We start from the raw sequence: 22,623 nt of genomic DNA on the forward strand, positions 1-22,623 counted from the left end.
CCCGCGATGGCCGCCCTCTCCGCCGCTCCCGTGAAGCTGCTGGCCAACCTGGCCGCCTTCCAGGCGGGCTGGTTCGCCTGCGTGCTGGGCGGCTCGCTGATCGGAGGACTGGTCGTGGCGCTGATCCTCGCCCTGCACCTCGCCTGGCTGGGCCGCCGCGGGGAGTGGCGCTGGCTTCTGGCCTTCGCCGGCCTGGGGCTCGCGGTCGACGGCAGCCTGGCGCTCGCCGGCGGCTTCGCGTTCCCCGCCGACACCCTCGCCATCGCCGGCATGCCGCCCTGGCTGTGGCTGCTCTGGCCGCTGTTCGCGACCCTGATCCACCACTCGCTGGCCTGGCTCTGGTCGTATCCCTGGCTCGCCGCGCTCGGCGGCGCCACCAGCGGTCCGCTCTCCTACCTCGCCGGCGCCCGGCTCGCCGGCGTCGAGCTGGCGCCCTGGCTGCTGCCCGTCGAGGCGATGACCTGGGCGCTGATCTGCCTGGCGCTAAGCCGTCGCCTCGGCCATGCGCCGGCCATCGAGGGGCGCGCCCGCTGAGACCCGAGCCTGCCACTCGGCCTCCAGCCCCGCGGCCGGCTGGGGCCTGGCGTAGAGGAAGCCCTGCACCTCGGCGCAGCCATGGGCGAGCAGGAAGTCGCGCTGCGCCTCGGTCTCCACCCCCTCGGCCACGACCGCCAGGCCGAGCCCCTCGGCCATGGCCAGCACGGCGCAGACGATGGCGGCATCGGCACGATCATCGGGCAGCGCCCGGATGAAGGCGCGATCGAGCTTGAGCTTGTCCAGCGGCAGGTGCTTGAGGTAGCCCAGCGACGAGTAGCCGGTGCCGAAGTCGTCGATGGCCACGCGGTGCCCCTGGGCACGCAGCCGCTCGAGCCGGGGGGCGACGTCCCCGGCACGCTCGTCGAGCAGCACCGATTCGGTCAGCTCCAGCCCCAGCCGCCGCGCCGGCACCCGATGACGGGCGAGCCCGCTGGCGAGCGCGGTCTCGAGATCCCCCTGGAAGAACTGCATCGCCGAGATGTTGATCCACACCACGGCCTCCGGCAGGCCCTTGCGCTGCCAGTGGGCCAGCTGGGCCAGGGCCTGGTCGATCACCCAGTCGCCGAGGGTCGACATCAGGCCGTGGCGCTCGGCCAGCGGGATGAAGTCGCCGGGCGAGATCATGCCGTCCCGGGGATGGCGCCAGCGCAGCAGGGCCTCGAGCCCGACCAGGCGATCGTCCCCCAGCCGATACTGCGGCTGGTAGTGCAGCTCCAGCTGGCCGCCCACGGCCAGCGCCTGGCGCAGGTCGTTGAGCAGGCCCAGCTGCGGACTCTCCTGGACGTCGAGGGCGGGCCGGAAGCGCAGGCTATGGTTGCAGCCGTGGCGCTTGGCGCTGAACAGCGCCGACTCCAGCCGCTGGAAGAGCTCCCCGGACTGCCGGCCGTCCTCGGGACAGCGGCAGCTGCCGATGGTCAGCCCCAGCCGCAGGCTGTGCGTGTCGATCTCGAAGGGCTGCCCGAGGTGCTCCTGCAGCCCCTTGATCCAACGGTCGTGGTCGTCGTGGGTGGTGGTGCGCATCACCATGAACTCGTCGCCGCCCAGTCGCCCGACCACACCCCCCGCCACGTGCCGGGCCAGCCGCTCCCCGAAGCGCACGAGCAGCCGGTCGCCGAGCTCCACCCCGATGCCGTCGTTGATCTCCTTGAAGCCGTCGATGTCGATCAGCGCCATGTCGAGGCTCTCGCCCGCCCGCAGGTGGCGCAGACGCGAGGCCAGCAGGTCGCCCAGCCGCCGACGGTTGGGCAGGCCGGTCAGCGGGTCCTCGAAGCCGATCCGCTGCAGGTCCCGCTCGCGGGCCTTGCGCACCGAGATGTCGGTGAACAGGCAGACGTGGTGGGTGATGCGGCCCGCCTCGTCGGTGACGACCCGCGCCCGCAGCCACTCGGGGTACTCGTCACCCTGCTTGCGGCGGCTCCAGACCTCGCCCTCCCAGCGGCCGGTGCTGTGCAGCACCTGCCAGTAGTGCTCGTAGAATGCCTTGTCGTGGCGCGGGGCGGAGAGCGAGCTCGCGGCGCGGCCACGCACCTCCGCGAGGGTGTAGCCGGTGATGCGGGTGAAGGCCGGATTGACCGCCTGGATGCGGTTGGCGGCATCGGTGATCACGACCCCCTCGTCCGAGAGCGAGAGGGCCTCCTCCCCCAGGCGCGAGCGCAGGTGCTCCAGGCGCACCTGGCGCCAGGCGTCCAGTAGCCCGAGGGCCACCAGCACGGCCGCACCCAGGCGCAGCGGGATGCCGGGCAGCCAGATGCTGGCCGAGAAGGCCGACAGGGCCATCCAGATCATCGGGCGGTTGAGGGAGAAGGCTGGCCACATGGGCTGACGCTCACTTGACGAGTGGACGAACGCCCCGGCATGCGCCGGGACCCTGGAAGGGTTATCGGCCGTGGCGGCGACAGCTTGACCCCGCCGCGACGAGCCAGTCCGGGGGCCGGCGGCCATCGGCGCGGGCGGGCCCGGCGCGACGCGGCCCGGTCGGCGTGCATTCGTCGAGTGTGGACAGTAGACTAGGCACAGCCGCCCGGCGGCCTCAGGCCGCTTTCGGCAGACAATAATCCCGACACTCGGAACGATTCAGTGACCAAGCAACACTCCTTTGATCGCGAAGAACTGCTGGCCTGCTCGCGCGGCGAGCTGTTCGGTCCGGGCAATGCGCAATTGCCGGCCCCCAACATGCTGATGCTCGATCGCATCATGCACATCCACGAGGAAGGCGGGGATCACGGCAAGGGCGAGTTGATCGCCGAGCTGGATATCCGGCCCGACCTGTGGTTCTTCGACTGCCACTTCCCCGGTGATCCGGTGATGCCCGGCTGCCTGGGCCTGGACGCCATGTGGCAGCTGGTCGGCTTCTACCTGGGCTGGCTCGGCCACCCCGGTCGCGGCCGCGCCCTGGGCTGCGGCGAGGTCAAGTTCTCCGGCCAGATCCTGCCCGACGCCGAGAAGGTCACCTACCGCATCAACATCAAGCGCATCATCACCCGGCGCCTGATCCTGGGGATCGCCGACGGCACCGTGTCCGTCGACGGCCGCGACATCTATCAGGCCAACGACCTGCGCGTCGGCCTGTTCACCTCCACCGCGAATTTCTGAACAGGAGGCTCCCATGCGACGAGTGGTAGTCACCGGCCTGGGCATCGTGTCCTGCCTGGGCAACGATGCACAGCAGGTTCTGGAGGCGCTCAGGAACGGGCGCTCGGGCATTCGCTTCAAGGAAGAGTATGCCGAGCGCGGGTTCCGCAGCCAGGTTGCGGGCAGCGTCGACATCGATCTGGACGCCCTGATCGACCGCAAGCTGCGCCGCTTCATGGGCGATGCCGCCGCCTACGCCTACGTCTCCATGGCCCAGGCCATCGAGGATGCCGGCCTCACGCCGGAACAGGTCTCCAACGAGCGCACCGGCCTGATCGCCGGCTCCGGCGGCGCGTCCAGCGCCAACCAGGTCGAGGCCGCCGACGTCATGCGCGAGAAGGGCCTGCGCCGCGTGGGCCCCTACCGGGTCACGCGCACCATGGGCAGCACCGTCTCGGCCTGCCTGGCGACGCCGTTCAAGATCAAGGGGGTCAATTACTCGATCTCCTCGGCCTGCGCCACCTCGGCCCACTGCATCGGCAGTGCCGTCGAGCAGATCCAGCTCGGCAAGCAGGACGTGGTGTTCGCCGGCGGTGGCGAGGAGGAGCACTGGACCCTCTCCTGCCTGTTCGATGCCATGGGCGCGCTCTCGACCCACTACAACGAGACGCCGGAGAAGGCCTCGCGCCCCTATGACCAGGCACGCGACGGCTTCGTCATCGCCGGCGGCGGCGGCATGCTGGTGCTCGAGGACCTGGAGCACGCCCGCGCGCGTGGCGCCAAGATCTACGCCGAGGTCGTCGGCTACGGCGCCACCTCCGACGGCTACGACATGGTCGCGCCGTCCGGCGAGGGCGCGGCGCGCTGCATGCGCCAGGCCATGGCCACGGTCGACGGCGACATCGACTACGTCAACACCCACGGCACCTCCACCCCGGTGGGCGATGTCGCGGAGCTGAAGGCGATCCGCGAGGTGTTCGGCGACCGCACCCCGGCGATGAGCTCGACCAAGTCGCTGACCGGCCACTCGCTGGGGGCCACCGGCGTGCAGGAGGCGATCTACTCGCTGCTGATGATGGAGAACGACTTCATCACCGCCTCGGCCAACGTCGAGCAGCTGGACGAGCAGGCGGCCGGCTTTGACATCGTCACCGAACGCCGCGACGGCGTGGCGGTCGAGCGCGTGCTCTCCAACAGCTTCGGCTTCGGCGGCACCAACGCCTGCCTGGTGCTGGAGAAGTTCAAGGACTGAGGCCAGGGACGGAGCCGGCGACGGCTCCGTCCGACCGCAACGCAAGAAGGCGCCCCGCGGGGCGCCTTCTTGCGTTGGTCATGAGGCTCTCGGGCCGGGTCAGGCAGGGCGCTTCACCGGCTCCGCCGCCGCCTCGGGCCGCGGCACCTCGGAGATCTCGGCCAGGCGCGCCTCGATCCAGGCCTCGGCCTCCGCCATCACCTCTTCCGGGGTGCGCCCCTCGGTCGCGATCGCCGGGCCGACCTCGAGCGTCAGGCGCCCCGGCTTCTTCACCCAGTGGCGGCCCGGCCAGCGCTCCCCGGCGTTGTGGGCCACCGGCACCACCGGCATCCCGGCGCGGCAGGCGATCACCGCCCCACTCTTGTTGTAGCGCACCCGCGTCCCCGGCGAGACCCGGGTGCCCTCGGGGAAGATCAGCACCGAGAGCCCCTCCTCGAGTCGCGCCTTGCCCTGGGTGAGCACCTGCTTCATGGCCCGGGCGGGCTTCGAGCGGTCCAGGGCGATGGGGTGCAGCAGGCGCAGCGCCCAGCCGAAGATCGGGATGTTGAGGAGCTCCCGCTTGAGCACCGTGCAGACCGGCGGGTGCAGCAGCTGCAGGTAGACCGTCTCCCACTCGGACTGGTGGTTGGCCAGTATCACGCAGGGACCGTCCGGCAGGCGCTCGTGGCCACGGAACTCGTAGCGCACGCCGCAGGCCAGGCGGAACCAGGCGATGATGAAATGGTTGTAGAGGTTGAGCAGCCGGTAGCGGGAGGCCAGCGGCAGGAAGGGGGCCGGCGGCAGGAAGAGCACCCCGCAGACCAGCATGGCCAGGAGGTAGCCGACGTAGAAGATCAGGCTGCGGATCACGTTCATTGCGGCGCCGACTCCTCGGCCCGGACCAGGCACCAGGCATCCAGCATGCGGCCCACCTCCAGGCGCCAGGGCTTCTGGTGGACGCCGAACACGTCCAGCACCCGCCGGCAGTTCAGCACCCGGCGCAGCGGCTGGTCGTGGTGGTGCTTGAGCGCCTTGGCGTTACCCAGGGCGACCCGCTCGCCGCGCCCCTCGAGGCGCGTGTCGAGCTGGGTGCGTACCATCGAGACGAAGGTGTAGGCGCTCACCGGCTCGGTGCCGGCCAGGTGATAGCTGCCCCAGGCGTCGGCGCCGCAGTGCTGCTGCTGGAGCATGCCGATCAGCGCCATGGCCACGGCATCCGCCGAGGTCGGGCAGAAGATCACGTCGGACTCCGCCCGCACCTCGCCGCCCTCGATGAAGGTGTCGAGCAGCTCGCCGAGCCAGGCGTGGCTGCCCTCCAAGGCGAACAGCGGCCCCAGGCGCACGATCAGGTGGTGCGGCAGCTCGGCGCGGATGCGATCGCCGGTGCGCACCAGCCGCCGCAGGCCGTCGTCCCGGGGCTCGGGAATCACGTGCTCGTCGATGGGCACGTCGAAGCCGTCCTCGTAGAGCTGGTCGGAGACGCACCACACCAGCGGGATATCCGCCTCGCGACACAGCTCCATGCAGGCCTCGACCGCTTCGGCGTGCGCCGTGACGGCCGCCGGCTCGGCGCTGAGCGGCCGGGAGAGCGGCGGGATCACCAGCGCATCCGGGCGCAGCGACTCGAGGCGCTCCGGCGTGGTCTGCAACGCCGGCTCGATGGTGAGCTCGGTATCGCTGCGCCGGTTGGCCTCGCGGGCCATCGCCAGGCTCAGGCAGTGGCCGGCCTCCAGAATCAGCAGCTTCACGGCATCTCCTCGGCTAGCGCCCGATCAGAACGGTTATTAGCACCTTCCTGCACATCGAGAGATCGAGCGTACCGCCTAAACACATGATTTATCGGATAATTCACAAGATAGACCCACTTCATACGCAACACTATCCACCTGTTTTGTTGAGTTCCGGGCATTTTGGCGCTGTTGGTAGGGCTATGATCAACATTTTGCCCCTGCAAGCCGCTCAACACCCTACTCACGCTGCGAGCATAAGAGTGCTCATCGCGACCGTCACCTAGGCAGGCGGGCTGGATAAATGCTGCGCGACTTAGCGTGCCAGTTGACGAGAGGCTGCACCGCTGCCCGCCAACGTACATACACTCTCTATTGCGGGAGCGCTCCTGTCCCGTAGATAGGGGCTCAGCTACCGCTCAAACTCACTGGATATAGATCGGACACTGTCCTAGCCAGCCAGCTGAATTTTAACAGGCATGGGTCACCCCGGCGACGTCACGGGAATGATGGCTCACAGGGTGTACCCAATGAGTCGTCAGCGGTAAGAGCATCGGAGCATGAGTCGAGTCTGTGGAAACGATAAGGGCGACAAAACTGATTTCTTGTCGGCCATACTCTGTCTGTTGAAGACCCGTCGTTTCCGGAGCGGTGCCATATTGCGGTTTCTAGCACGTTCCTCCCCTTGGCTATAACAAGCTTACGGGGTGGAGTGGCTTAGGTAAGTTCGTCGCTGACGCACCAGCCCTGCTTCAGGCGCTCCACGGTGTGCGACCACTTTGGCGTGGTGGGCTTGCAGACGGTGTTTTGGTTGCCGAACAGGCCGACCTCGCTGAACGCTTCCTTTCGACTGACGGTGTGCAGCCAACGCACCGGCACCAGGAATTCGGCCTCTTCCTCGTCATCGCCTATCTGACGGTAGAGCTGGTGATACTCCTCCCTGGAGGCAATCTCCATCAGGGTCTTGCTGCCTTCCTCGGTATCGAAGCGATACTTGTTTGCCCGGCAGCGCTCACCGATCACCTCACCGACGCCCACGTAACCGGTCTTGGGGATGTTGACCCAGACACGATCGCCTTCGGACAGCATGGAGAGCGTCTTGGAGTACCAGGCCGCACCGCCGCCGGCGATGAAGCCGTAACGACGAGCGAGCTCCCAGGGGCGGTCGTCGCCGAAGGAGGCGTAGAACTCGCCGTTCCAGGGCTCCTTCCCCGCCTTGCGGCTTGTGGGCTGGCTGGGCTCATCCGGGTCGATCATCCAGGCGCGGCTCAGGTAGCGGTTGCCGCCATCCTCGAAGGCCGCGAAGAACATCGCGTTGATCGATAGCTGGGCGTGCGCGTTGAGGTAGGTGATGATGCGCTCGCTGCTGGCATCGAGCCGGGTGGCCACGACCACCAGCTGATGGCTTTCGTTGAGGGTAACGCTGTCCAATGCGATGCCGAACTTGGCCTCGAAGGCCTCGTCCAGGGTGGCGTGGGGCCGATCAAAGCGCTCGGCAAACGCCTGGTAGATCTCGATCAGCTGATAGTCGGCCAGGGTGACCACCCAGGAGGCGTAGTCGATGGCCTGGGCCACCACGTCCCGCGGGGTCTTGTCGCGCTTGAGCTCGATGATGACGACGTTGCCGTTGGCATCGATCGCCAGCAGGTCGATGAACTTGTCGAAGGCGGTGCGCACCTGGCGGCCGATCAACAGCCAGTCGCGGTTGAGGATCGAGACGTCCTGCATGATCTGCTCTTCCAGTAGCCCCTCGTCGGCCAGCCCCGTTGGCTGCAGCTTCTGCGGTGTGTCTCCCAGCTTCCAGATCCCTTGTTCGATCGCCATATCTACTCCTGATGCGCGAGTACTCGAATAATTATCAACAGCTTAAAACGGGGCTTTTCGATGGAAAATACTTGCCTTCTACTTTATTTCTAACAACTCAGAACTACTCATATTAGTTATTGTGTGTTTTAGTGGAAATCAAAGACTGTCTTTTCCGAAATGACTGCGACGACATCCCTGAATATCAAGCCTTTATCTATGCAACAAGCTACCAAGAAACCTGTGTAGGAGAGAATTGATTGCAGAATGGGCATCTGGCACCCTGCTCGTGACGCATCAGTGTGACTGTGAAATCACGATTGCATCTGTCGCATTGTTGCATGATAGTCTTGACTACCTTGAAGCCATCCAATCGGCTTTTCTCACGCCTTTCGAAGTCCTCGCGCTCTCTCTGCAGTCTTGCCTTCCTTTCCTCTTCCCTGCGCAGCTCTCTGAGTTCCTCATTTTTCTCATATTCAAATAGCTTCCTGTGCCTTTCGGCTTCGGCTTTTGGATCTACTTCCTCTCTCTCTGGGTAGACATACCAGTCAATATCTGGTGAGAAAGGCTGGCGGTTTTCCTCGCTGCCAGCATGATCCTGAGCACCTTTGGTTGACGTCATCAAGTCTAAAAGTGAATCCGCGAAGTGTTTGATAACTACCTGAGCGACTTTCGGGTCCACCCTGAAGAACTCGCGGCTTTTGTCAACACGTAACTCCGAGAAATATCGGTGTGTACTCCACTCTACCCAGCGGCAATCCATGACCCACAACTTGTAGTTAACACACCAGTAACCAGGCACTCCCGTGCCGGAAATGTCTCTTGCACGTTGTTCTGGACTTCCTTTAGTCATTCCTATCTTAACCATGTTTTTCATAGCATGGTTCGTCATGATATAGACATGACCTGACTTTTCGGGAGTGATAGATTCATTCATAACACAGCCTGTTCCACCACCGCCTCGGCTAGCTGAGCGCGGGTTCCGCCCGCCTCGCCCAAGCGAACCTTGAGTTCGTCGCAAAGGGCCATCAATTCGTCGGCTTTTTCAACGATGCGTTTCTGTTCTTCCAGTGGTGGAAGAGCTATATGCATTGCTAGCCAAGCCGGGTAATAGATGGTTTGGTGAACGGCTCCCTTACTAAACCTTCCCATTGCAGGCCTCTCTGCAATTAAGACAAGCCTGAGCCAGTTCGAGGATATTGCATCTGAAGGAACCCAGTTAACAAAGTCTTGGCTTGTTGCCATGGCTTTACCCATGATAACTACATAGCCAACAGATGCAGTTCGACTGAAGCAGACCGTTCCTGCTGGCAGCAATCTTGCAGCCGAGTTCTCTAAGCCCTGTTCATTTATTGTCTGTATGGTCTCGTAAATAACGCCATCATTACTAGCCCTGGCATCTTTTATACCAATCCAAGGAATACTTCCACCCCACCACTCGGCATGATTTCTGCTCGGGGTATGGCCACTTTCTAAGCGTGCGATACTGACTAAAGGCACCCACTCCCACCCGTTTGGAACAGGCAAACCTGGATGGTTTATAGAGAGCCCAAAGTTTCCTGCTATTACCTCGTTACTTCTCTTTTTATAGCGTGCAGGTTTGGGCAGTTCTGGCAACTTCTCCAACATTCCAGGTACCGGCTCATCGTTGGGATCTTGCGGCACCAGCCGCCCCATCACCGCCAGCTGGAGGATGGTCTGCTTGAGCTTGTCGATGCTGGCTTCGGTGGTAAAAAGGGTATCGAAGTGCTCGGCGATGCGGACCCAGTTCTCGCCCAGCTCGGCGGCATCCGCGGAGTGGGTCAGGGCATCTAGGAGGGTGTCGACCACCACCTCATGGGCTTCCAGCTGATCCCCGACCTGCTGCTCCAGCCGGTCGCAGAGGGTCATCAGCTCGTCGACTTTGTCGACGATGCGTTTTTGTTCACTCAGAGGTGGAAATGGAAAGGGCTGAACAGAAAACTCATTGAACTTCAAGCTCTCTACTGTCGTGCCTGTTTTTGTAAGACTTTCTAATATGAAGCGCTCAAAGCCCCAAGATAGTATTTGAACATACCTTGCCATCTCTGGCATGTATAGCTTCAGAGCTTTAAGGTCTTGATTGATTGTGCAGCTTTCGCGAGAAATTGCCGTAGGAAACATTCGCCTCAAGATGCCGCTACGCACGACAAATAGCACAGTGTCTTCAGGAAGAAGCTCGAGCCCCCCTGTCATTGTCGCGGAATGGGTTACGTGATCTTCTGTGTTCGTTACCTCGGCCATCTTCATATCTTTGGGAGTGACCCATGGGATATCACCATCCCAAAATTCGCTCTTGGATTTACTTGGTGTCTTACCTCCGCAGAACACACCTAAATGGGATAGTGTCACGGCTTCCCATCCCACTGGCACTGGGGCTGGAAGCTCCTCCAGAGAAACCTTAGGCAACTTCTTAGGTTTCTTGATCTGCCCTTCCTTCACCAGCCGGGCCTTCTCCTCTGTAATACGCTCCAACAGCACGCTGGCGGGCTCGTCATTTGGGTCCTGCTCGACCAGCTTGCCGCGCACGGCCAGCTCCAGGATCAGCTCCCGCAGCTTCTTGATGCCGGTCAGCTCGACCTTCCCGTTGTTGCCCCGCCCGGCGCTGCTCTTGTGGGTGACGGCACCGGTCCATAGGTCGAGGTGGTCGGTGATCAGCTCCCGCACGCTCATGCCTGCTCCTCCTGTTCCTGCTTCTGTTCCTGCTGCTGGGAGGAGTGGCCCAGGGCGTCGTCGAGGATGTCCTTGAGCTGGTCGCGAAGCTCCTGGATCTCGGCCTGCTGCTGGGCGTACTGTGCCAGCAGTTCGTCGGGGTCGTGACTGATCTGCTCGCCTTGGTAAGGATTCTTGATGTCCAGGTTGTAGTGGCGCGCCTGGATCTCCTCGACAGGCACCCGCCAGGCCTGATGGGTCTCTTCCCGGGCGGTGAAGCCGTCGCTTTCATCGCCCCACCAGTCGATCTCGGCCTGGAACTCCTCGACCTTCATGGGGCGGGTCTTGCTGTAGTTCTTCACGCCCTCGGGGTAGGGATGCTCGTAGTACCACACCGCCTCGGTGGGCTGGCCCTTGGTGAAGAAAAGCAGGTTGGTCTTGATGCCGGTATAGGGGTTAAACACGCCGTTGGGCAGCCGGACGATGGTGTGCAGGTTGCACTCGGTGAGCAGCTTCTCCTTGAGGCGAGTCTTCATGCCCTCGCCGAACAGGAAGCCGTCCGGCAGCACCACGGCGGCACGGCCGCCGTCCTTCAGCAGGTGGATGAACAGCGTCATGAAGAGGTCGGCGGTCTCGCGGGTGCGGAAGGCCTGGGGGAAATTGGTCTCAATGCCGTCCTCCTCCATGCCGCCGAAGGGCGGGTTGGCGACGATGACGTCGACCCGCTCCCTGGGCCCCCAGTCGCGCAGCGGCCGGGCCAGGGTGTTGTCGTGCTTGACCTGATCGGGCACCTCGATGCCGTGGAGGATCAGGTTGGTGGTGGCCAACAGGTGGGGCAGCGGCTTCTTCTCCACCCCGTGGATGGTGCGTTGGAGGGTCTGCTCGTCTTCCGGGGTCTTCACGTACTGCTTGCGCTTGTGATCGATGGTGCAGGTGAGGAAGCCGCCGGTGCCGCAAGCCGGGTCCATCACGCTCTCGTCGAGCTTGGGATCGACTCGGTTCACCATGAAGCGGGTCACCGCGCGCGGAGTGTAGAACTCGCCGGCGTTACCGGCGCTCTGCAGGTCCTTGAGGATCTGCTCGTACATGTCGCCCAGCTCGTGGCGCTCGCTGGCCTTGTTGAAGTTAATGCCGTCCTGCAGCTTGTTGATGACCTGACGCATCAGCTGGCCGGACTTCATGTAATTGTAGGCGTCCTCGAAGACGTTGCGGACCACCACGCCGCGGTAGTCGTCGCCGCGGGCCTGGAGCTGCTGCAGGCCGGGGAAGAGCATGGTGTCGACGAACTCCTTGAGCTCATCGCCGGTCATACCCTCCGGATCGGCGGCCCAGTGTCGCCAGCGCAGCGGCTCGGGAATCGGCGAGCGGTAGTCCTCATTGAGGATTTCCCACTCCTGCTCCCGGTCGTCGAAGATCTTCAGGAACAGCATCCAGACCAGCTGGCCGATGCGCTGGGCGTCGCCGTCCACGCCGACGTCCTTGCGCATGATGTCCTGGATGGATTTGATGGTGGTGCTGATGGCCATGAGTCGAGAGCTTCCTTGGTGTCTGTTGCAATGACGCCGGCTCACCCACTGGGAGTGGCCGGCATCAGGGTGTGCATAGCATAACCGCGATCAGCTGCCGGACTGGTAGAGGGCCTCTTCCAGTTCGTGGACTGCGCGGGTATAGCCGGGCTTTCCGCCGAAAGCGGTGACCAGCTCCGTGACCGTGCCGATCTGGCTGAAGGGAGCGACGTTGAGGACGTTGATGTCTTCGATAGGCACGATGCCGGCATCGGCATACTTGTCGACCAGGGATTCCAGCACCTGGCGGGCCTGGCCTTCATAGCGGCCGAAGATGTCGCGCTTCCTCACCTGCTCGGCGCGCTCGCGGCGGGTCAGCGGCGGGCGGTCGAAGGCGATGTGGCAGATCACGTCGAAGGGGTCGGGCTCGTCGCCGAGTCGGTCGCCCAGCTCCTTGATCAGGTCGTCCCAGAAGACGCCGTTCTCCTCCAACTCGTCGAGGATTGCCTGCTTGCGCTCGGCATCCTGCCAGCGGCGCAGGAAGTCATCCAGGGAGGCGAACTGCTCTTTCACTTTCTTGCGGGTGTAATCGCGCAGGCTCTCGGTGATCAGGTCGCCATTCGCATCGAGGTACTGCACCCGCTCGGCCACCACGCTGACCTCGACGTCGTCGACCACGTACTTGACCCGCTTGCCGGGGCCCTCGTCATTACCGAAGTCGGCCCCAGTGATAGTGTCGTCAGTCTGCCAGGTCTCGCCGGGCTCGACCTCGTAGTCGCCTTCCACCTCGGCGACCCCGTCGACCGGCTGGCCGGCGTCCGGGTGATCGTCGTCGCTGATCTCGTCATCCGGCACGATGGGGGCATCGTCGCCCTTGGGCTGGTAGACCTTCACCGGCTCGCCGTCGAAGTCGGGGTCGGCAAACAGCTCGGTGGCCTTCTTGAAGTCGAGGATGGTGAACCAGTGCTTGTGGTAGTCGTCGTTGATGCGAGTGCCGCGGCCGATGATCTGCTTGAACTCGGTCATCGACTGGATGCGCTGGTCGAGCACGATCAGCTTGCAGGTCTGGGCGTCGACGCCGGTGGTCATCAGCTTGCTGGTGGTGGCGATGACCGGATAGCGCGCTTCCGGGTCGATGAAGTTGTCGAGCTCAGCCTTGCCTTCATTCTCGTCGCCGGTGATGCGCATCACGTACTTACGGTTCTCGGCGACTCGCTTGGGGTTCAGGTTCACCAGCGCCTGGCGCATGCGCTCGGCGTGGTCAATGTCCTCGCAGAAGACGATGGTCTTCTGGTAGGGGTCGCTGTTCTCCAGGAACTCGGTGACCTTTCGGGCCACCAGCTCGCTGCGTTTCTTGAGGACCAGCTGCCTGTCGAAATCCTTCTGGTTGTAGATGCGGTCCTCGATCTCCTGGCCCAGCGCGTCACGCTGGCCCTTGCTGGGCCGCCAGCCCTGCAGATCGCGGTCGATATCCACCCGCACCACCTTGTAGGGGGCGAGGAAGCCATCCTCGATGCCCTGCTTGAGCGAGTAGGTGTAGACCGGCTCACCGAAGTAGTCGATGTTGGAGACCTCCTTGGTCTCCTTGGGCGTGGCGGTTAGACCGATGTGGGTGGCCGAGGAGAAGTATTCCAGGATCGCGCGCCAGGCGGAGTCCACGGCGGCGCTGCCGCGGTGGCATTCGTCGATCACCACCAGGTCGAAGAAGTCCGGCGAGAACTGCTTGTAAATGTTCTTGTCTTCCTCGCTGCCGGTCACCGCCTGATAGAGCGAGAGATAGATCTCGTAGGACGGGTCCACCGTGCGGTTGGTGACCTTGGTCATCGCCTGGCCAAATGGCTTGAAGTCGTTGTTCTTGGTCTGGTCGACCAGGATGTTGCGATCGGCGAGAAAGAGGATGCGTTTCTTCTGCTTGGCCTTCCACAGCCGCCAGATGATCTGGAAGGCGGTGAAGGTCTTGCCGGTGCCGGTGGCCATCACCAGCAGGATGCGGTCCTGGCCGCGGGCCACCGCCTCCACGGTGCGGTTGATGGCCACCGTCTGGTAGTAGCGTGGCGTTCGACCACTGCCGTCGTCGTAGAAGGGCTGCTCCACCACTGTGCGCGCGGCCCGGCCGATGCCCTTGTGCTGGCAGTAGCGCTCCCACAGCGCTTCCGGTGAGGGGAAGTCGTCCAGGCCGAGCACGGTTTCGGTCTGCTCGCCCAGCCCGGTGCGGTCATGGAACAGGAAGCCGTCGCCGTTGCTTGCGAACACGAAGGGCACGTCCAGGGCATCGCTGTAGGCCAGCCCCTGCTGCATGCCGTCGCCTAGGCCGTGCTTGTTGTCCTTGGCCTCGATCACCGCGATGGGCTGGTTCTTCTGGAAGCTGAGCACGTAGTCGGCGCGACGCCGCTTGCCGCGGGTGTGCAGCCTGCCTCGCACGATGATGCGGCCATTGGTAAACGACACCTCCTCGCGCACCTGGGACTGGATATCCCAGCCGGCGCGCTCCAGCGCTGGCGTGATGAACTTGGTACAGATATCCCGTTCGCTGAGGGCCTTCTTGTCCATGGCAGCATCCTGCTCGTCGATGGAGGGTGGGCAGCTTTAGTTACCCAAGCTTACGCTACGCTAGAAGGCTAAGCATACTGTGCTAGGCTGGCCTTGCTACCTGTCGAGAACAGACAGCACCAAAACCGGCAGGAACACACAGGATAGGAAACGCGCAATGGATAGCAGCTTACTGGTCAGCCTTCGCCAATATCGCCCTCGTGAGGGTAGGGACTCCCTGGAAAACTTCATCACTGAAGTGTTTGCCTGGCTGTTGCGCAGCAGTAGCGGCATCAGCGAGGCGGTGCTGGCATATCTGCAACGAGCCATGCCCGAAGGAGAGGGATTCGATCTGCCACGGGACAGTGAAGACGTTGAGTGGAGCACTCAGGCACGCCTAGGGAGTCGCCGTCCTGATATGCAGGTGACTTGGCCCGGAATGGCGTTGATCTTCGAGCACAAGGTGTGGTCCGGACTGGGAGACGATCAGATCAATGGCTATCGTGAGCTGGCTTGTCAGCAATTCTCTGCCTCTGAGATCCGCGTCGTGGCGATTACCGCCAGCCGCCATCAGCACAGCGAAGCAGCCGATGCCAACCTGTGTTGGAGTGATATACACAGGACGCTTGAGCAGTACCTGGGTGAGGTAGAGGGAGCCACGGAGCGTTTTCATATCGAGAACTTCCTTGCGTTGCTGGCACATGAAGGCCTTCAGCCTGCGGCCCCCATCGCCCACGAAGCCATTCGCTACTTCCCTTCGGCAGGCAAACTGCCCCAGCAACTGGAAAAAGCCTTCACTCCCCTCGCTGCACGAGACTGGCCGGTGGAGGGCGGTTACCAAGCCGAGATGAAGCGTATGCGCTGGGGGCGGATTGGCATCGAATTTCTCCGCACCGATGCCAAACGCAAATGGAGCCCAGGTATTTTCATCGGTTGCGTGCTGGATGGCAGCGACCACCTGATTAACCATCGGACCGAAGACACCGTCAAGCTGCAGCTTATCCTCGATTTTAGTAATGCTCTGCGTCGCTATTATCCATCCATGGACAGCTATCGAGCATTAAAAGCGACATTAGCCGAAATATCGCAAGAAAGCCGCTGGACCTTCTACGACCATGGGGAAGAGCAGCAAGCAAATACCTACCATCCTCTTTATCTGGAAACCCCGCTAATCGAAATTCTCCGAGGCTCCAAAAACATGGAAGAGCAGCGAGAACGTATATTTGAGGCCGGGTGCGAAGCGCTGAAATTGTTGCAGCACCGTGGGGGATTGGATCAGATAAAGGCGGAATGTGATGCGGTTTCTGAGTGATAGCTAATGTCAACTGTCGACCCAAAGCGGACACGAAGAATTCATCAATTCCGCTGCATGGTTTCCTGAAGCTGTTGATTAATTATTGCGTTAAGTTTTAGGGTTTGAAAAGCATGGAAAAAGAAAAAACATACAACTTGCCATTGCAAACGCTTCCATCACTAGAGTACTCCCATCACTTTCAGGATCTAGTCGAAATTAATGAGTATCTCTCTTTAAAAGGGATAAGGCTAAAGAATACATGTCGGGTCCCGTGTGATTAACCACCCGCTTGGTAAATAGCTCAGGCCGTTTAGTCTGCCATTCTTTCATCATCGCAATGGGTGATTGGTGGTGCAGCGCCTTCTGCGGGATGTGGTGATTGTACAGCCAAGTGTAGCGTTTCAGCGTCTGCTCCAGGTCCTCGGCTGAGGCATAGCGCCGAGTCGCCAGCACGTCGCTGATGCGGCCGTTGAAGCGCTCCACCATGCCGTTCGTCTGCGGCTTTCCCGGCTTGATCAGGCGGTGTTCGATGTCATGTGCCCGGCACTCCTGGTCAAACGGATGCCGGCCGCTGGGCTTGCGCTCACCTGCACGTGTGAAGCGATCGGTGAAGGATTTGCCGTTGTCAGTCAGCACCGTCTGGATCTTGAAGGGCGCCTTCTCTTCCACCTGCTTCATGAACGCGCGAGCATCCTTCGCGGACTGACTGCTTCGGATCTCCAGATACACCCAACGCGTGGCGCGATCGATGGCGACGTACAGGTAGCGCTTTTGCTCCTCGTCGGGCATCTGAGGCAGGTGCTTGATGTCGATGTGCACATACCCCGGTTCGTAGTCCTTGAAGGGCTTGTGCCGTGGCTTCTCGTCATCTCCGGCGTCCTGCCGAGCGAGTTCCGCAAGTGTCGGCACGTCGCGCCGCTGGAGCATGCGATGCAGGCCGGAGCGAGACAACCGGGGGTTCAGGAACTCACGCGCCACGACGAGGAGATCATCCAGGCCGAGGCGAAGGAATTCGCGCGCTGCGATCAGCACCTCCTCTTGCTCGGGCGTGAGCGTGGCCAGCAGGTTGTGACGCGTGTGCGATCGGTCGTGGACATCGTCACGGTACCGCCAGCGCCGGATGGTCGCGGTGGCGACGCCATACTGGCGGGCCAGCTCGCTATCCGTGATGCTGGAGGGCGCGGCCTGGATCTCTGACCGGATCTTCGGTGTCGTGGTCGCCTGTTTATGCAGCTTGATGTCCATGAACCTGCTCCCGGATGAATTGCTGAAGAAGCTCCCTGGCTGCTAACAGAGGATAACTTCTATAGGCGATCCGATCATCCGGGACCCTACAAATACAAGGATTGAGAGGTATCTAGACTATTTTTCTTTGGTTTTGGAGAAAGACTCAGATCCTTGGAGAGTATTTAAAAATTCTTTGACAGGACCGTTTGAAAGCCCATTAGATTGGGAGCTTTATGTGTTGCGGGAAGTTCACGAGCTTATGTGGATATTGAGGGGGTTGAAATGCAAAGAGCCTTTAGGTGGTGATGAGAAGTTGGAGCTCATGATCGGCGGAAGTGATTTTGCCGCACTGGATAAAGACTCTGACTCTAGGAATGCTCAGTTTGAGCTTAGAATCGCTAGTTATTTTTTGCAATATGGTTGTCATGTTGATCTTACTACCGAAACTGATATTATTGCTGTTTCCAAAAAAGAAGCCTTTTATATTGAATGCAAGAGAATTGCCAGCAGTAAACAATTGAGCAAAAGAATAAGAGATGCTGAAGTACAGCTGCAAAAAAGAATGCCCGAAAAACGTGATGGGAGGAACGTCTTTGGCTGCGTTGCTGCTGATGTAACTAAAGTTGCGTACAACCATAATGGTTTGACATTTGCTTTTACTAGTGATCATGCTAAAGATACGATTCAAAAGGATTTAAAAAAAGTGGTTAACCACTTGGAGGCTAAGTCAGACTTCGGAATGAAGAAGAGGGTTTTTAATTATTGGTTTCAAATTCATATCCCCTCGTTAGTTTCTCATCCTACATCAGTGAGTACTAGATTTTCTTCATTCCACAAGCTTAAAGAACGTGCGAATAGAAAGGAGATTAGGGCCGCTAAGAATTTTTGTGAAATCTTTGAGACTGCTTCACTAAATCCTGATAGAAGAGAGGTTCCGCCTCGGCAGCTTAAGCCTCGGACTAGATACCATATCCCGGCAGGGGCTGTTTACTCATTTGACGACAACGTGGTTTATAGTGTTTTTAAAGTAAAAGAAAGTAAAAAATGGCCAATGGAGACGAGGTTGGCAGTCTTGGAATTTGGAGGCGATGTTCATTACTTTCACGTTTCTGATTTAGAGATTGTACTGCCTGAAATTAAAAAAGCCATACATGAGAATGGATGCGAGAAACTAGAAGAGATCGCACTGGTTATGATAGCTATTATGTTTGCACAAAGGTTTACGTATGAGTAAGTTTTTAAGATTTTAGGAATGTAAATAAAGCAAGATCTAGTTATTTTTTTACGAAAATACTGTAATTTTTGTGGACTTCAGCAGTGGGTCTATATCTAAGTTTTCAATTAATGACCCAGAGCGGGCATTCCGGTAAATAGATAGATACTTAGGAGAAAAATGAAAACAACTTTTACTATGTTGACAATGCTTATCCTAAGCGGATGTATTGGCGGTTCACCGGACAGGAGCTACTCACATAGCCTGTTGAGCCAGGATGAACTTTTACAAAGAATATTAAGCGGTAAGGTGATCCCCTCCTCCTATCGTGTCTATGCCGATGATTTTCCGATTGAGGGAAACGATGATGTTGAACTAGAAGATATAGTCTACCGCAATTCTTCATGTGTTATTTCAGAACTACGTCGCAATGCGACACGTATGGATCTCGAAGTTATAGACACTTTATGGGTGGGAAGTAATGGCGGCACCAAAGATGTGATAATTGAGACCTTGGGTAGACAAGCTTATTTGTCTGGTGTTGAGGCTTATGCAAATGCTACTTTTGATTGCGGATTAATAATTTCTAGATGGCTGGATGAAATGGATAGTTGATTGTAGTAAAAAGCAGGGCAGCATTCGACCGGGTGCGGAATGTTAGTCTATGCTAATCTGAATGGCTAAGGCAACTGAGGACCCAAGCGGGCATGTCGGGAAAAGCAGAATGTAAACCACAGTACAAGTAGCGGAGTTAAAATGTCATCACAAAAATTTAATCCACAAGATGTTGTTGAAGTTCTCGAATTTGAATATAATGATAAGGTTAATCGGCATTTAGCTAAGGGCTGGGTTCTTTTAGGTGTATATAGCATACAGTACTCAGATCATGGTTTTTGTCCGAGGTATAGCGTGGGTTGGATAAAACAAAATGGACAGGTTCAGTACCCTGTAAAAACAGAACATGAGCTGCGTATGGAGAAATTTGCATACGAAGATAAAGATTTTCCTTCATGAAAATCTTAACAAGAAGCTGCAGCTGATGAATTTTCGCTTCGTTTCAATTTACCTCAGAGCTTAGCGTTACATCAGGGGGGGGGCTAAATGTCAGCTTTTGGCCGAAAGCTGACCTGCCCAGCTGTTTTTGGTGAGCAGGTCAGGACTCATTAATCTTCGGTTCTTACCAGCCAGCTTTCTACGGTGTCGGCACCGTACTCTTCTTTCCAGCCCTTCAGCGTTTTCTGGTTGCCGCCCCTAGTCTCGACAACCTTACCCGTGTTTGGGTTCTTGTAAATCTTCAGCTTGCGCTTGGCACGACCTGTGCTCTTGGTGCTGTTTGAGGTTTTGTTGGCGGTGGGCTTCGGGTCGAGCAGGTGGATGACCTCGGCCGCCGACTTATCGAACTCGCGCATCAGGGTTTCGAGGTGGTTCTTGAACTCCAACTCTGCCTTGAGACGTTCGTCGTTCTTCAGCTTGTCCAGCTCGTCTTTCAGCTGCTTCAGCTGCTGCTCTTTTTCCACATACGTGTTGAGTAGAGACATTGGCGCTCCTGATAGCGTTTCGATGAAGGCCTATTATGAATCAATATGCAGGAAGATTAAATTCTATGGGTTACTCCGGTAGATATTTAAGTATAATTTGACAGGTGGCTTCCGGATAAGGGCACCATGCCTTTTCGATGCGGATTGAGAGTGCCATTCGTTCGGGCATCGATAATACTTGCCCATGACGACGATCTGACTTGGGGGGACGCATGGCGCTTTTGGCATTCGTGGCTGGGCTAGTACTGCTGATCGCCGGCGCTGAGGGACTGGTGAGAGGCGCCTCGCGTCTGGCCACCCGTGTCGGTATGTCGCCTCTGATCATCGGTCTGACGGTGGTGGCCTTTGGCACCAGCTCGCCGGAACTCGCGGTGAGCCTCAAGGCGGCTGTCGATGACCAGGCGGGTATCGCCTTGGGCAACGTGGTGGGCAGCAACATCTTCAACGTGCTGTTCATCCTGGGGGTCTCGGCCCTGATCGTGCCGCTGGTGGTGGCGCAGCAACTGATCCGATTCGATATCCCGCTGATGGTAGGACTCTCCCTAGCCGTGCTGCTGTTGGCATTGGACGGCGGCATCGGCCGCCTCGACGGTATGTTGCTGGTCGCCGGCCTGGCCGCCTACCTAGTGTTCCTGTTCCGACAGAACGCCAAGGCACAGTCGGCGGAGACAGGACAAGAGGCAGAAGCAGCCTCCGCCTCCCTGGGCATCAACCTGCTCTACGTGGCGGTCGGCCTGGGCATGCTGGTGCTGGGCTCGCGCTGGCTGGTGGAGGGCGCAGTGAGCTTCGCCCAGTCGCTGGGTATCAGCGAGCAGGTGATCGGCCTGACCATCATCGCCGCCGGCACCTCGTTGCCCGAGGTGGTGACCTCGATTATCGCCGCGCTGCGCGGCGAGCGGGATATCGCCGTGGGCAACGTGGTGGGTAGCAACATCTTCAATATCCTCGGCGTGCTGGGGCTCACGGGGCTGCTGGCTCCGTCGGGCATCGCCGTCTCCGACGCCATGCTGGGGTTCGATATCCCGGTGATGATTGTTGTCGCCCTGGCCTGCCTGCCGATCTGCTTCACCGGCGGGATGATCGACCGCTGGGAGGGCGGCGTGCTGCTGGCCTACTACCTGATCTATACCCTCTACCTGATCCTGGCGGCGATCCAGCATGATGCGCTACCGGTTTTCGGCGCCCTGGTCTATTTCGCTCTGCCGCTGACGGCGCTGACGTTGGTCGTGTTGGCGATCCAGAAGCGACGCAGGCAAGGTAAGAGGTAATGCTACCGAGTGGCACCGTTCGCTGCTCCTGGGCGTTTGGCCATGGAGCACACACCAATCTGTTCAGGCTGACGGGATGCTGGCCGATAACGGAGAATAGGCATGACCTCTCTCAGAAGTAGGCTGGGAGGTAGCGTCTGCTCCCAAGGCCGGGAGCGAACATTCCACGAGGAGCCTTGATGGACCTGATTCACGCCGCCTTCGAAGACTGCCCGGATGTGTCTAAGGTTGTTCAATCCGAAGCCGATGGCGGATTCCGTTTCCTGAAGGTTAACGGTGCCTTCGTGGAAGCCACCGGCTTTGCCCGGTATCAGGTCGAGAATGCTCGCCTGGAGGCGGTACTGCCATCGAGGATGCCGAAAGGCTGGCACTGGAGTACCGGCGGTGTCTTGCCAAGGGCGACACCGTCGAGTTCGAGCAGGCTTACGCAGTTCCCAGCGGCCAGCGCACCTGGCATGTTCTTTTCCGTTCCATAGGGCCAGCGCAAGCTGGAAGGCTGGTCGTCTCCGCTCGCGAAATCACCTGGACACGAAATTTTGCACAGCAGCTCACTACCGTGGCCGCCTTCATGCTGGAGTTCGTGTTCCAACTATGCCGGTCGTCGGAGGGCCACTGGTATTACTCCTTCGTCGGCGAGCGCGCCGAGACCATGTTCGGGGTGAAGGTAGAAGAGGCGCTGGCGGATGCTGATGCGCTGATGGGACGGATCCATCCTGAGGAGACCGAGAGGGTGATTCGTGAAAGCCTCTTCGCTGCTGAGCAGATGGTGTCATGGCACTCGGAGTTTCGCATGCTCCACCGCGATGGCCATGTCTTGTGGGTAGAGGCCCACGATAAGCCACAGCGACTCAATGATGGCACCATCCTGTGGACGGGGTATGTCAATGACAGCACCGAGCTGAAGGCCCTGGAAGCATCGTTGTTGGCCAGCGAGGCGAAGTATCGCCAGCTGGCCCAGTTCGACCCTATGACCGGGCTTGCCAACCGTAGCGAGTTTTTCTCTCGGTTGCGGCTAGCGATCCAGCTAGCGGAACGACAAGGCCAGACGCTTGCCCTGTTGTTCATCGACCTTGACCGATTCAAGGCTGTCAATGATGCCCACAGGCATGCCATGGGAGATGACCTGCTGCGACAGGTAGGCGAGCGGCTCCATTCGACGCTGAGGGAACCGGATCTCGTGGCCCGGATCGGAGGGGATGAGTTCACAGTGACCTTCCCCCTGGTTTTGCTCCACCCACAATGTGAGAAACCATCAGTCTAGGCAGTGGACTGCATGAAAAATTAGAGATAATTGATATTGTCGTATGCTGACTGAAGCGGCCCCTGAAACCCGGACCAAGCGTTAAGCTCCGATCAGACCGACTAGGAGACCCTACGCTGGCCTGTTTTTCGATAGTGTTCTTGTCAAAATGTCACTCGAGCGAGTGGGGCAGTCTCTCTTGGAACTTAAAAGGTAGCCCGGCGAGCTGAACCACCGGGCTATGATCTAAAAAGGCGGGAAGCCCAAACC

20 protein-coding genes are annotated in these 22,623 nt (G+C 59.7%); 10 read left to right on the forward strand and 10 right to left on the reverse strand.

Features of this window, described 5'->3' with window-relative positions:
* Positions 1-6: 6 nt before the first annotated feature.
* Positions 7-534, forward strand: coding sequence for a DUF2878 domain-containing protein (locus tag C9F13_RS14720; protein ID WP_108447028.1), 528 nt, complete (start codon positions 7-9; stop codon positions 532-534).
* Here the strand turns inward: C9F13_RS14720 and C9F13_RS14725 are convergent.
* Positions 484-2,352 carry a putative bifunctional diguanylate cyclase/phosphodiesterase gene (locus tag C9F13_RS14725; protein ID WP_108447029.1) on the reverse strand — a complete coding sequence of 623 codons (1,869 nt, stop codon included), beginning with the start codon at positions 2,350-2,352 and terminating at the stop codon, positions 484-486. The genes C9F13_RS14720 and C9F13_RS14725 overlap by 51 nt on opposite strands.
* A 261-nt stretch (positions 2,353-2,613) precedes the next feature.
* Between C9F13_RS14725 and fabA the strand changes: the two genes are divergently transcribed.
* Complete coding sequence (gene fabA / locus C9F13_RS14730; protein ID WP_108447030.1) at positions 2,614-3,129, forward strand: 3-hydroxyacyl-[acyl-carrier-protein] dehydratase FabA; 516 nt, start codon at positions 2,614-2,616, stop codon at positions 3,127-3,129.
* Between the two features lie 13 nt (positions 3,130-3,142).
* Positions 3,143-4,360, forward strand: coding sequence for a beta-ketoacyl-ACP synthase I (fabB, locus tag C9F13_RS14735; RefSeq protein ID WP_108447031.1), 1,218 nt, complete (start codon positions 3,143-3,145; stop codon positions 4,358-4,360).
* Positions 4,361-4,459: 99 nt separating this feature from the next.
* On the opposite strand, the gene C9F13_RS14740 is transcribed toward fabB, so the two are convergent.
* The 7 genes from C9F13_RS14740 to hsdR all read right to left on the reverse strand — a co-directional run bounded on the left by C9F13_RS14740 (position 4,460) and on the right by hsdR (position 14,594).
* Entirely contained in the window at positions 4,460-5,215 is a 756-nt protein-coding gene (locus C9F13_RS14740; RefSeq protein ID WP_108447032.1) for a lysophospholipid acyltransferase family protein, read from the reverse strand.
* The gene (locus C9F13_RS14745; protein ID WP_108447033.1) at positions 5,212-6,087 is read right to left on the reverse strand and encodes a sugar nucleotide-binding protein; all 876 of its coding nucleotides are present in this window, start codon (positions 6,085-6,087) and stop codon (positions 5,212-5,214) included. The genes C9F13_RS14740 and C9F13_RS14745 overlap by 4 nt, the downstream gene beginning before the upstream one ends.
* Before the next feature lie 696 nt (positions 6,088-6,783).
* A complete protein-coding gene (locus C9F13_RS14750; protein ID WP_108447034.1) occupies positions 6,784-7,890 on the reverse strand; it encodes an endonuclease NucS domain-containing protein in 1,107 nt (368 codons plus the stop codon).
* Between the two features lie 208 nt (positions 7,891-8,098).
* The gene (locus C9F13_RS14755) at positions 8,099-8,806 is read right to left on the reverse strand and encodes a GIY-YIG nuclease family protein (RefSeq protein WP_108447035.1); all 708 of its coding nucleotides are present in this window, start codon (positions 8,804-8,806) and stop codon (positions 8,099-8,101) included.
* Entirely contained in the window at positions 8,803-10,560 is a 1,758-nt protein-coding gene (locus C9F13_RS17315) for a restriction endonuclease subunit S (protein WP_114446919.1), read from the reverse strand. Before C9F13_RS17315 ends, C9F13_RS14755 begins: the two co-directional genes overlap by 4 nt.
* Positions 10,557-12,065: a type I restriction-modification system subunit M gene (locus C9F13_RS14765; RefSeq protein WP_108447036.1), complete on the reverse strand. Its 1,509-nt coding sequence runs from the start codon at positions 12,063-12,065 to the stop codon at positions 10,557-10,559. Before C9F13_RS14765 ends, C9F13_RS17315 begins: the two co-directional genes overlap by 4 nt.
* A gap of 90 nt (positions 12,066-12,155) precedes the next feature.
* Entirely contained in the window at positions 12,156-14,594 is a 2,439-nt protein-coding gene (hsdR, locus tag C9F13_RS14770; RefSeq protein ID WP_108447037.1) for an EcoAI/FtnUII family type I restriction enzme subunit R, read from the reverse strand.
* Positions 14,595-14,751: 157 nt separating this feature from the next.
* On the opposite strand from hsdR, the gene C9F13_RS14775 reads away from it, so the two are divergent.
* Positions 14,752-15,885 (forward strand): PDDEXK-like family protein, encoded by a 1,134-nt coding sequence (locus tag C9F13_RS14775; protein WP_108447038.1) that lies wholly within the window; start codon positions 14,752-14,754, stop codon positions 15,883-15,885.
* A gap of 198 nt (positions 15,886-16,083) precedes the next feature.
* On the opposite strand, the gene C9F13_RS14780 is transcribed toward C9F13_RS14775, so the two are convergent.
* A complete protein-coding gene (locus C9F13_RS14780; protein ID WP_108447039.1) occupies positions 16,084-17,112 on the reverse strand; it encodes an IS481 family transposase in 1,029 nt (342 codons plus the stop codon).
* Between the two features lie 217 nt (positions 17,113-17,329).
* Here C9F13_RS14780 and C9F13_RS17530 point away from each other — a divergent pair, with 217 nt between their 5' ends.
* The 3 genes from C9F13_RS17530 (at position 17,330) to C9F13_RS17540 (ending at position 19,321) form a co-directional block, all read left to right on the forward strand.
* Positions 17,330-18,328, forward strand: a complete 999-nt coding sequence (locus tag C9F13_RS17530; RefSeq protein WP_157955208.1) for a hypothetical protein — start codon at positions 17,330-17,332, stop codon at positions 18,326-18,328.
* 159 nt (positions 18,329-18,487) lie between these two features.
* Positions 18,488-18,922: a hypothetical protein gene (locus tag C9F13_RS17535; RefSeq protein WP_157955209.1), complete on the forward strand. Its 435-nt coding sequence runs from the start codon at positions 18,488-18,490 to the stop codon at positions 18,920-18,922.
* A 141-nt stretch (positions 18,923-19,063) separates the two neighbouring features.
* A complete protein-coding gene (locus tag C9F13_RS17540) occupies positions 19,064-19,321 on the forward strand; it encodes a hypothetical protein (RefSeq protein ID WP_157955210.1) in 258 nt (85 codons plus the stop codon).
* Positions 19,322-19,470: 149 nt separating this feature from the next.
* On the opposite strand, the gene C9F13_RS14785 is transcribed toward C9F13_RS17540, so the two are convergent.
* On the reverse strand, positions 19,471-19,845 hold the full coding sequence (locus C9F13_RS14785) for a histone-like nucleoid-structuring protein, MvaT/MvaU family (protein WP_108447040.1): 375 nt from the start codon (positions 19,843-19,845) through the stop codon (positions 19,471-19,473).
* Positions 19,846-20,057: 212 nt separating this feature from the next.
* Between C9F13_RS14785 and C9F13_RS14790 the strand changes: the two genes are divergently transcribed.
* The 3 genes from C9F13_RS14790 (at position 20,058) to C9F13_RS14795 (ending at position 22,374) form a co-directional block, all read left to right on the forward strand.
* Positions 20,058-21,113 carry a calcium/sodium antiporter gene (locus tag C9F13_RS14790; RefSeq protein WP_108447041.1) on the forward strand — a complete coding sequence of 352 codons (1,056 nt, stop codon included), beginning with the start codon at positions 20,058-20,060 and terminating at the stop codon, positions 21,111-21,113.
* A gap of 179 nt (positions 21,114-21,292) precedes the next feature.
* A complete protein-coding gene (locus C9F13_RS17545; protein WP_157955211.1) occupies positions 21,293-21,589 on the forward strand; it encodes a hypothetical protein in 297 nt (98 codons plus the stop codon).
* A 92-nt stretch (positions 21,590-21,681) separates the two neighbouring features.
* The gene (locus tag C9F13_RS14795; RefSeq protein WP_157955212.1) at positions 21,682-22,374 is read left to right on the forward strand and encodes a GGDEF domain-containing protein; all 693 of its coding nucleotides are present in this window, start codon (positions 21,682-21,684) and stop codon (positions 22,372-22,374) included.
* Positions 22,375-22,623 lie beyond the last annotated feature (249 nt).

It is taken from the genome of Halomonas denitrificans, assembly GCF_003056305.1.
GTDB classification, from domain to species: domain Bacteria; phylum Pseudomonadota; class Gammaproteobacteria; order Pseudomonadales; family Halomonadaceae; genus Halomonas; species Halomonas denitrificans.

Coding starts and splice junctions, on each gene's coding strand:
- fabB (WP_108447031.1), top strand. CDS start 3,143: ATGCGACGAGTGGTAGTCACCGGCCTGGGCATCGTGTCCTGCCTGGGC.
- C9F13_RS14790 (WP_108447041.1), top strand. CDS start 20,058: ATGGCGCTTTTGGCATTCGTGGCTGGGCTAGTACTGCTGATCGCCGGC.
- C9F13_RS17535 (WP_157955209.1), top strand. CDS start 18,488: ATGAAAACAACTTTTACTATGTTGACAATGCTTATCCTAAGCGGATGT.
- C9F13_RS14755 (WP_108447035.1), bottom strand. CDS start 8,806: ATGAATGAATCTATCACTCCCGAAAAGTCAGGTCATGTCTATATCATG.
- hsdR (WP_108447037.1), bottom strand. CDS start 14,594: ATGGACAAGAAGGCCCTCAGCGAACGGGATATCTGTACCAAGTTCATC.
- C9F13_RS14740 (WP_108447032.1), bottom strand. CDS start 5,215: ATGAACGTGATCCGCAGCCTGATCTTCTACGTCGGCTACCTCCTGGCC.
- C9F13_RS17545 (WP_157955211.1), top strand. CDS start 21,293: ATGGACCTGATTCACGCCGCCTTCGAAGACTGCCCGGATGTGTCTAAG.
- C9F13_RS14785 (WP_108447040.1), bottom strand. CDS start 19,845: ATGTCTCTACTCAACACGTATGTGGAAAAAGAGCAGCAGCTGAAGCAG.
- C9F13_RS17540 (WP_157955210.1), top strand. CDS start 19,064: ATGTCATCACAAAAATTTAATCCACAAGATGTTGTTGAAGTTCTCGAA.
- C9F13_RS14775 (WP_108447038.1), top strand. CDS start 14,752: ATGGATAGCAGCTTACTGGTCAGCCTTCGCCAATATCGCCCTCGTGAG.
- C9F13_RS14795 (WP_157955212.1), top strand. CDS start 21,682: ATGCTGGAGTTCGTGTTCCAACTATGCCGGTCGTCGGAGGGCCACTGG.
- C9F13_RS14725 (WP_108447029.1), bottom strand. CDS start 2,352: ATGTGGCCAGCCTTCTCCCTCAACCGCCCGATGATCTGGATGGCCCTG.
- C9F13_RS14720 (WP_108447028.1), top strand. CDS start 7: ATGGCCGCCCTCTCCGCCGCTCCCGTGAAGCTGCTGGCCAACCTGGCC.
- C9F13_RS17315 (WP_114446919.1), bottom strand. CDS start 10,560: ATGAGCGTGCGGGAGCTGATCACCGACCACCTCGACCTATGGACCGGT.
- C9F13_RS14750 (WP_108447034.1), bottom strand. CDS start 7,890: ATGGCGATCGAACAAGGGATCTGGAAGCTGGGAGACACACCGCAGAAG.
- C9F13_RS14780 (WP_108447039.1), bottom strand. CDS start 17,112: ATGGACATCAAGCTGCATAAACAGGCGACCACGACACCGAAGATCCGG.
- C9F13_RS14765 (WP_108447036.1), bottom strand. CDS start 12,065: ATGGCCATCAGCACCACCATCAAATCCATCCAGGACATCATGCGCAAG.